The organism is Thermus sp. (assembly GCF_037444525.1).
In the GTDB taxonomy this organism is placed as follows: domain Bacteria; phylum Deinococcota; class Deinococci; order Deinococcales; family Thermaceae; genus Thermus.
This window is the reverse complement of sequence record NZ_JBBIMD010000082.1, coordinates 1-7592: the sequence shown is the minus strand read 5'-3', so window position 1 is coordinate 7592 and position 7592 is coordinate 1. Positions and strand designations below refer to the sequence as shown.

General features: G+C 67.5%; 10 protein-coding genes. 4 read left to right on the top strand and 6 right to left on the bottom strand.

Features of this window, described 5'->3' with window-relative positions:
- Together WKI94_RS11015 and WKI94_RS11010 are read left to right on the top strand one after the other, a co-directional pair.
- A partial coding sequence (locus WKI94_RS11015; RefSeq protein WP_337845781.1) for an AMP-binding protein occupies positions 1 to 527 on the top strand: 527 nt, incomplete at its 5' end.
- Positions 528 to 766: 239 nt separating this feature from the next.
- On the top strand, positions 767 to 1201 hold the full coding sequence (locus WKI94_RS11010; protein ID WP_337845780.1) for a DUF2267 domain-containing protein: 435 nt from the start codon (positions 767 to 769) through the stop codon (positions 1199 to 1201).
- Between the two features lie 10 nt (positions 1202 to 1211).
- On the opposite strand, the gene WKI94_RS11005 is transcribed toward WKI94_RS11010, so the two are convergent.
- The 4 genes from WKI94_RS11005 to WKI94_RS10990 all read right to left on the bottom strand — a co-directional run bounded on the left by WKI94_RS11005 (position 1212) and on the right by WKI94_RS10990 (position 4350).
- Positions 1212 to 2087 carry a phosphohydrolase gene (locus WKI94_RS11005; RefSeq protein ID WP_337845779.1) on the bottom strand — a complete coding sequence of 292 codons (876 nt, stop codon included), beginning with the start codon at positions 2085 to 2087 and terminating at the stop codon, positions 1212 to 1214.
- Between the two features lie 63 nt (positions 2088 to 2150).
- Positions 2151 to 2966: an enoyl-CoA hydratase-related protein gene (locus WKI94_RS11000; protein ID WP_337845778.1), complete on the bottom strand. Its 816-nt coding sequence runs from the start codon at positions 2964 to 2966 to the stop codon at positions 2151 to 2153.
- Between the two features lie 35 nt (positions 2967 to 3001).
- On the bottom strand, positions 3002 to 3709 hold the full coding sequence (locus WKI94_RS10995) for a purine-nucleoside phosphorylase (RefSeq protein ID WP_337845777.1): 708 nt from the start codon (positions 3707 to 3709) through the stop codon (positions 3002 to 3004).
- Between the two features lie 11 nt (positions 3710 to 3720).
- Complete coding sequence (locus tag WKI94_RS10990) at positions 3721 to 4350, bottom strand: ATP-binding cassette domain-containing protein (RefSeq protein WP_337845775.1); 630 nt, start codon at positions 4348 to 4350, stop codon at positions 3721 to 3723.
- Between the two features lie 48 nt (positions 4351 to 4398).
- On the opposite strand from WKI94_RS10990, the gene WKI94_RS10985 reads away from it, so the two are divergent.
- Together WKI94_RS10985 and WKI94_RS10980 are read left to right on the top strand one after the other, a co-directional pair.
- Entirely contained in the window at positions 4399 to 5049 is a 651-nt protein-coding gene (locus WKI94_RS10985; protein WP_337845774.1) for a Crp/Fnr family transcriptional regulator, read from the top strand.
- Between the two features lie 9 nt (positions 5050 to 5058).
- Positions 5059 to 5772, top strand: a complete 714-nt coding sequence (locus WKI94_RS10980; RefSeq protein WP_337845773.1) for a 2-phosphosulfolactate phosphatase — start codon at positions 5059 to 5061, stop codon at positions 5770 to 5772.
- Here the strand turns inward: WKI94_RS10980 and WKI94_RS10975 are convergent.
- Together WKI94_RS10975 and WKI94_RS10970 are read right to left on the bottom strand one after the other, a co-directional pair.
- Positions 5759 to 7081 (bottom strand): dipeptidase, encoded by a 1323-nt coding sequence (locus WKI94_RS10975; protein ID WP_337845772.1) that lies wholly within the window; start codon positions 7079 to 7081, stop codon positions 5759 to 5761. The genes WKI94_RS10980 and WKI94_RS10975 overlap by 14 nt on opposite strands.
- A partial coding sequence (locus WKI94_RS10970) for a MerR family transcriptional regulator (protein ID WP_337845771.1) occupies positions 7078 to 7592 on the bottom strand: 515 nt, incomplete at its 5' end. The genes WKI94_RS10975 and WKI94_RS10970, both read right to left, overlap by 4 nt.

Sequence of the window (7592 nt, the reverse complement as noted above, 5' to 3'; positions counted from 1 at the left end):
GCGTGGAGGCCAAGGTAGTGGACGAGGAGGGGAAGGAGGTCCCGGTGGGCGAGGTGGGCGAGCTCATCGTCAAAGGCCCCAACATCATGAAAGGCTACTGGAACCGGGAAGAAGAAACCCAACGCGCCCTCAAAGAGGGCTGGCTCTACACCGGCGACATGGCCCGCATGGACCAAGACGGCTACTTCTACATCGTGGACCGCAAAAAAGACATGATCATCGCCGGAGGCTACAACATCTACCCCAGGGAGGTGGAAGAAGTCCTCTACCAGCACCCCGCCGTCCAGGAAGCCGCCGTGGTGGGCGTCCCCGACCCCTACCGGGGCGAGACCGTGGCCGCCTTCCTCGTCCTGAAGCCCGAGCACCGGGGCAAGGTCACGGAAAAGGACATCGAGGCCTTCTGCCGGGAAAACCTCGCCGCCTACAAGGTCCCCCGCATCATCCGCTTCCGCGAAAGCCTCCCCAAGTCCAGCGTGGGGAAGGTCCTAAAGCGGGAGCTCACCAAGGAGGTGGGGGTCAAGGGGTAAAGACCCTCCATGGGCAAGGCCTACACGAAGGTGGAGCTGGTAGGCGCCAGCAGCGAGGGCCGCCAAGACCCTGAGGCACCGGGAGTGGTTTGAGGTCCAGGCGATCCGGCACGCCTTGGGCCCGGGGGGGCCAAGGCGTGCCAGGGGGTCCTAGAGGTGAGATTTGGGATGGGGGACTAAAATCCCTTGACACGAAAAAGCTCAATTGGCTACCCTAGGCCTTGAAGGGGGTGAAGGGTATGAGCACCACGGGGCTGGAGGTCTTTGACACCACCCTGCACAAAACCCATACCTGGCTTAAGGAAGTCATGGAGGAGCTGGGCACGGAGGACCGCCACCGGGCCTACATGGCCCTTAGGGCCGTTCTCCATGCCTTGAGGGACCGGCTTACCGTGGAGGAGGTGGCCCAGCTTGCCGCCCAGCTGCCCATGCTCATCCGGGGCTTCTTCTACGAGGGTTGGGACCCCACGGGCAAGCCCCTTAAGGAACGGCACCTGGAGGCCTTCTTGGAACATGTGGCCCGGGAGCTCAAAACCCCTTCCGGACCCGCGGTGGATCCGGAACGGGCGGCGCGGGCAGTCTTTAAGGTCCTGGCCCACCGGATCTCCCAGGGGGAGATTGCGGACATCCGGGGGCTTTTGCCCAAGGAGCTTAAGGCGCTTTGGCCGGAATGAGCTCTCCCCGTTAGTCCAGAACGAAGCGGTCTTCCTTCTCGTGCAGGCGCACCCGGTGGACAATGCGCTGGTCGTAGCCCCCATCGGGCTCCGTCATGGCCACCACGGTCACGTAGGGGCGTAAGGGGCTTTTCAGCACCTTCTTGGTGAGGGTTTCCTCCACCTGGAAGATCCCCGCGGAGTTGTTCATGGTCACCTGGATCTCCACCGGCACTTTCTCCCCCTTGAGGATCCTGACCTCGTCCACCGCCAGGGCACTGATGGAGTGGATGTCTATGCTCCCCAGGGCGAAGGCCTTGCGGCCCCGGCCCTTGGTGATGTCCGTGCCATCGGCCACCGCGGTGACCCCGGCCTCAATGGTCAGGGGTTCGGGCTCGAGGTCATGGCTGTAGATGCTGTGGAGCATAAGGGCGCGGAGGGCCGTGCGCTGCTCCGCATCGGGGTAGATCTTTTCCAGAATACGGTTTAGGATGGGCAGGCTCAAGGCCACCCCAAAGGCCTCATGGCCGAAGCGGTGGACCCCGTTGCCCAGGTCGTGGAGCATGGTGGAGAGGAGGACCACCACATAGGCGTCCTCCACGCCCCCTGCCCCGGACTCCACGGTGTCCAGCCGCACCCCCGCCTCCACCAAAAGGGCCAGGATGGCCACCGCCGCCGCCCCCGTGAGGAGGGCGTGGACCCGGCCGTGGTCGTTGTAGCCCAGCTTGCGCATGGTAAGGTAGTTGGCCATGTTCCAGCCCGCGCGGGCCTCTGGGTCTTGCACCAGGAGCTCGTAGGCCTTTAGGGCCTTGGGGAAAGCCTTGAGCCGCTCGCGGATGGCCTGGTCCGCCTCCGCGTAGAGCTTGGCCTTGGGGCTTGCCACGTGGACCACGCGCTCTTCCATCATGCCCCCTCACCTTACACCCGGAAAAAGGGGAAGGCCCTAAAAGGCCTTCCCCCAATGAGGAGCCTACTCCCCCTTGAAGTTGGGGGTGCGCTTTTCCAAAAAGGCCTGGACCCCTTCCTTCATGTCCTCCGTGGCCGCGGCGTAGCCGAAGAGGTCGGCCTCAATCTCTAGGGCATCGGCAAGGGGCAAGGCCTCCCCCCGCACCACGCTCTCCTTGGCCAGGGCCAGGGCCACGGGGGCGTTTTTCAGGATCTTCTGGGCCAGGCGCTTGGCCTCCTCCAGGGCGTCCTCCGCCACCCGGTTCACAAGGCCCATCTGCAGGGCCTCCTCCGCCTCCACATGCCGCCCGGTGAAGATGAGGTCCAGGGCCCGCCCCCGGCCGATGAGCCGGGGCAGGCGCTGGGTGCCCCCAAAGCCCGGGATGAGGCCCAGGCCCACCTCGGGGAGGCCCAGCTTAGCCCCCTTGGCCGCCACCCGGAGGTCGCAGGCCAGGGCGAGCTCTAACCCCCCCCCAAGGGCGTAGCCGTGGATGGCAGCGATGGTGGGGATGGGCAGGGCGGCGATCTCCGCGAAGACCTGCTGGCCCAAAAGGGCGTATTCCCGGGCAGCGAAGGGGTCTTTCAGGGCGGCGATCTCCTTGAGGTCCGCCCCCGCGGCAAAGGCCCGCCCCTCCCCGGTGAAGATGGCCACCCGGGCCTCGGGGTCCTGGTGGATGACCTCGGCCACCTCGGCAAGCTCCCTCAGAAGGTCCTGGGAAAGGGCGTTGAGGGCCTCGGGGCGCTTCAGGGTGACCAGGGCAATCCCCCCCTCCACCTCGTAGCTCAGGTGCTCAAACTCCGGAATCTCCAGGATGAACTCGTGTTCGTACTCGTGGGCCATGGGATCCTCCCTTGCCCAGTTTACAAGGGCCCTCTTCAGACCTGGAGGACGGCCTCCAAGGCCACCTCCGCCATCCGCCTTACCCCCTCCGCAAGGACCTCTGGGGGCACCAGCTCCGGGTCCCCGATGCGGTTGGAAACGGTGAGGATGGCCCCGGCCTTCACCTTCCGCATCCGGCCCAGGAGGAAGAGGACGCTGGCCTCCATCTCAAAGGCCAGGACCCCGTAGCGGGCAAAGCGGCGGGCCCCTTCCGGGGTGGTGGCGTAGAAGGCGTCCTCCGTGGCCACGAGGCCCACGTGGTGGGGGTAGCCCTTGGCCTCCGCCTGGGCCCAGAGGGCCCGGAAGAGGAGGGGGTCGGGGAGGGGGGCGTAGGGCAGGCCCTCGAGGTACTGCCGGGTGGCCCCGTCCAGGGGCACCGCCCCCTGGGCGACCACCAGGTCCCCCGGGGCCAGGGCCTCGTCCGCAGCCCCACAGGTGCCCACCCGGAGGAGCACCCGGGCCCCTAAGGAGATGAGCTCCTCCGCCACGATGGCCGCGGAAGGGGCCCCCATCCCCGTGGCCTGCACGGAGACGGGCACCCCCTTATACCGCCCGGTGTACCCCCATAGGCCCCGGTGGGTGGCGTACTGCACCGCGCCTTCCAGAAAGGTCTTGGCGATCCATTCCGCCCGGTAAGGGTCCCCAGGGAGGAGGACCCTTTCCGCCACATCCCCCTTTTGGGCGCGCACATGGATAGGGCTCATACCCCACCATGCTACAGTCTTAAGGCGGGCAAGCCCTCCACCAGGGCCTCGTCGTGGGTGGAGAGGACCACCGCCGCCCCCACCTCCCGGGCCAGCTGGAGGAGGAGGGCTAAGACCTCCCGGGCCTGGCGGCGGTCCAGGCTGGCGGTGGGTTCGTCGGCCAGGAGGAGGCGGGGCCTAAGGTAGAGCGCCCGGGCCACGGCCACCCGCTGCCTCTCCCCACCGGAAAGCCTTTGGGGGAGGAAGTGGGCCCTCTCCTTTAGGCCAAGCCTCTCCAAAAGGGCCAGGGCCCAGGCCCCATGGGGCCGGCCCACCAGGTAGCCCGGGGCGAGGACGTTTTCCAGGGCGGTAAGCTCCGGGAAGAGGAAATGGTGCTGGAAGACGAGGCCCATGAAGGAGAGCCGCCTCCGGGCCAAGGCCTCCTGGGGTAGGTCCCGGATGGGCACCCCTTCCCAGAACACCTCCCCCTCCTGCAAAGGGAGGAGGCCCGCAAGGAGGTGGAGGAGGGTGGTCTTCCCGCTCCCCGAGGGCCCCAAAAGGGCCAGGACCTCGCCCCCTTCCAGGGCGAAGGAAAGCCCCCGGAAAAGGGGGCCTTGGCCGTAGGAAAACCCGAGATCCCGCACCTGGAGGACAGGCGGCACCCCCTCATGGTCTAGGCAAAAGATGAGCCCTAGGTTAGAGTAGGGGCGATGCGACCAAGCCCCCTCTTTCACGGCCTTTCCCCAGAGGAAGAAGAGGAGGCCCTCACCTACTTTCGCGCCCTTAGCTACCCCAAAGGGCGGCTCATCTTCCGCCAGGGGGATCTGGGCCAGGCCCTTTACCTGGTGCGCCAGGGCCAGGTGCGCCTCTTCCGGCTCCACCTCGGGGGGCAGGAGCGCACGGTGGGGTATGTGGGGGAGGGGGAGATCTTCGGGGAGATGGGCCTTCTTGAGGGGAAGGAGCGGAGCGCAAGCGCCCAAGCGGTGGAGGAAAGCCTCCTCTTTGCCCTCTTCCCCGAGGAGTACTCCGCCCTGATCCGCCGCTTTCCCCTGGTGGCCCACAACCTGGCCCGGATCCTGGCGGCAAGGCTCAGGGAAGCTGACCTAGAGATGGACCTCCTCTCCTTTGAGGAGGCGAAAAGCCGGGTGGCCTACGCCCTCTTGAAACTCCTCCGCCAGGGCCAAGGGCCCCTTTTCCGCCTAAGACACCGGGAGCTCGCCGCTCTCGCGGGCACCAGCCGGGAGACCGCAACCCGGGCCCTCCACGAGCTTAGGGCCCTGGGGGCGGTGCGGCTTGGGCCGGGGGAGGTGGAGGTGGTGGAAGCGGCGCTTCTGGAGGAGGTGGCCTTCGGCTTGGCCTAGGAGGGTGGGATGCGCCTCAGGGTAGATCTCTTGCCTAGGGAAGAGCTGGCCTATCCCGACGTGGTCCTGGTGGTGGACGTCATCCGGGCCACCACCACCGCAGCCTGCTTCCTGGAGGCGGGGGCAGAGGCCCTTTACCTGGTGCCCTCCCTGGAGGCCGCCCGGGCCTTCAAGGACGAGGACGTGGTCCTAGCGGGGGAGGCGGGGGGGCTTAGGCCTCCGGGGTTTGACCTGGGGAACTCCCCCCGGGAGGCCCTGGAGGCCCCCGTGGGGGGGAGGGTGGTGGTCATGGCCACCACCAACGGCACCAAGGCCGCCCATCTGGCCGCCAAGACGGCCAAGCACGTCCTCCTGGCCTCCCTCTACAACGCCCACGCCGCGGCCAGGAAGGCTTTAGAGCTCGCCACGGAGGAGGTGGCCATCCTCTGCGCGGGCAAGGAGGGGCGGGTGGGGCTGGACGACGTGTACACCGCCGGGGTCTTGGCGGAGTACCTGGGCCTCATGCGGGAGGTGGAGCCTGAGGACGGGGCCCGGATCGCCCTGGCGGTGCGGCGGGCCCACCCGGACCCCCTGGAGGCCCTAAGCCTCTCCGCCGCCGCCTCAGCCCTCAAGGGGGTGGGCCTCGAGGCCGACGTCCCCTTCTGCGCCCAGGTGGCGAAAAGCGCCCAGGTCCCCCTCCTTTCGGGGAAGGTGGGGGAGGCCCTCATCTTCAAGCGGGGTTAAGGGCCCCTTCCAGGAACGTGTAGAAACGGCGGAGGGCCTGGATGCCCTTTTCCAAGTTGATGAGGTCTATCTTCTCGTTGGGGGCGTGGAGGTTGTCGTCGGGAAGACCTAGGCCCAGGAGGACGATGGGGGCCTTCAGGGCCTCCTTGAGCTCCGCCACCACGGGGATGGTCCCCCCCTCCCGGGCGTACACGGGGGGCCGGCCCCAGGCCTCTTCCAGGGCGCGGGCCATGAGGCGCATGGGGAGGCTTTGGGGGTCGGTAAGGACGGGCTTGCCCCCGTGGAGCCTCTTCACCTCCAGGCGGTAGCCCTTGGGGCAGAGGGCCCTCAGGTGGGTCTCGGCCAGCTCGGCGATCCTTTCCGGGTCCTGGTTGGGGACAAGGCGCATGGAAAGCTTCATCCCCGCCTCGGCGGGGATCACCGTCTTGGAGCCCTCCCCATGGTAGCCGCCAAAGACCCCGTTGGGGTCCAGGGTGGGCCGGGCCCAGAGGCGTTCCAAGGGGCTGTAGCCCTCCTCCCCGGGGAGGTGGTCCACCCCAAGTTCCGCTTTCAGGGCCTCCTCGTCCAGGTGGGGCCAGAGGGCCTTTTCCTCCTCGGAGACGGGCTGGACCTCGTCGTAGAAGCCGGGGATGAGGATGCGGCCCGTCCTCTCGTCCTTGAGGCCGGCCAGGAGCCAGGAGAGGGCCTGGATAGGGTTCGGGGCCACCCCCCCGAAGGCCCCGGAGTGGAGGTCCCGCCGGGCCCCCTTCACGCGCACCTCCAGGTAGCAAAGCCCCCTTAGGCCATAGGTAAGGGTGGGCACCCCGGGGGCGAACATGGCCCCGTCGGAGATGAGGACCACGTCGGCCCTAAGCTTCTCCCGGTGGGCCCCCACGAAGGGGAGGAGGTGGGGGCTACCGATCTCCTCCTCCCCCTCCACCAAAAACTTCACGTTCACCCTGGGGGCAAAGCCCTCCAGGGCGGCCACATGGGCCCAAAGCTGCCCCTTGTCGTCCGAGGCCCCCCGGGCGTAAAGCCGCCCCTCCCGCACCGTGGGGGTGAAGGGGGGGGTTTCCCAAAGCTCCAGGGGGTCCGGGGGCTGGACATCGTAGTGGCCGTAGATGAGGACCGTGGGGGCGTCCTCGGCCACCCTCCTCTCGGCGTAGAGGATGGGGTGGAGGGGAGTCTCGTGGAGCTCCGTGCGGAAGCCCAAGGACTTTAAGCGCCCCTCAAGCCAAAGGGCCGCCTGCCGCACGTCCTCCTTGTGGACAGGGTCCGTGGAAACCGAGGGGATGGAGAGGAACTCCAAAAGGGGGTCTAGCGCCTTCACGCCCCCATGCTACCCTCTTGGGCCAGGGTCTTGCCCTCCTCCAAAAGGAGGAGCTTGAGCCTCGCCACCTCGGCCTCAAAGCGGGCCTGGAGGGCCTCGAGCTCCGCCCGAAGCCGCATGATCTCCTCCACCCCCGCCAGGTTCACCCCAAGCTCCTGCGTCAAACGGCGGATCTCCCTCAGCTTCTCAATGTCCCGCTCCGAATAGAGCCTCGTCTTCCCCGAAGACCGCTTCGGCCTAATAAGCCCCTTCCGCTCGTAAAGCCTCAGGGTCTGCGGGTGCATCTCTAAAAGCTCCGCCGCCACGCTGATCACGTACACCGGACGGTCCTTAGGGGAAGGCTTAGCCGTCTCCCCAGGGGGCGGGAGGGCCTTGCGCTCCAGCTCCTGGAAGCGGTCCCCGATCTCCGCCTTGAGCCTCGCCACCTCGGCCTCAAAGCGGGCCTGGAGGGCCTCGAGCTCCGCCCGAAGCCGCATGATCTCCTCCACCCCCGCCAGGTTCACCCCAAGCT

Coding starts and splice junctions, on each gene's coding strand:
- WKI94_RS10995 (WP_337845777.1), bottom strand. CDS start 3,709: ATGAGCCCTATCCATGTGCGCGCCCAAAAGGGGGATGTGGCGGAAAGG.
- WKI94_RS11000 (WP_337845778.1), bottom strand. CDS start 2,966: ATGGCCCACGAGTACGAACACGAGTTCATCCTGGAGATTCCGGAGTTT.
- WKI94_RS11010 (WP_337845780.1), top strand. CDS start 767: ATGAGCACCACGGGGCTGGAGGTCTTTGACACCACCCTGCACAAAACC.
- WKI94_RS10980 (WP_337845773.1), top strand. CDS start 5,059: ATGCGCCTCAGGGTAGATCTCTTGCCTAGGGAAGAGCTGGCCTATCCC.
- WKI94_RS10985 (WP_337845774.1), top strand. CDS start 4,399: ATGCGACCAAGCCCCCTCTTTCACGGCCTTTCCCCAGAGGAAGAAGAG.
- WKI94_RS11005 (WP_337845779.1), bottom strand. CDS start 2,087: ATGATGGAAGAGCGCGTGGTCCACGTGGCAAGCCCCAAGGCCAAGCTC.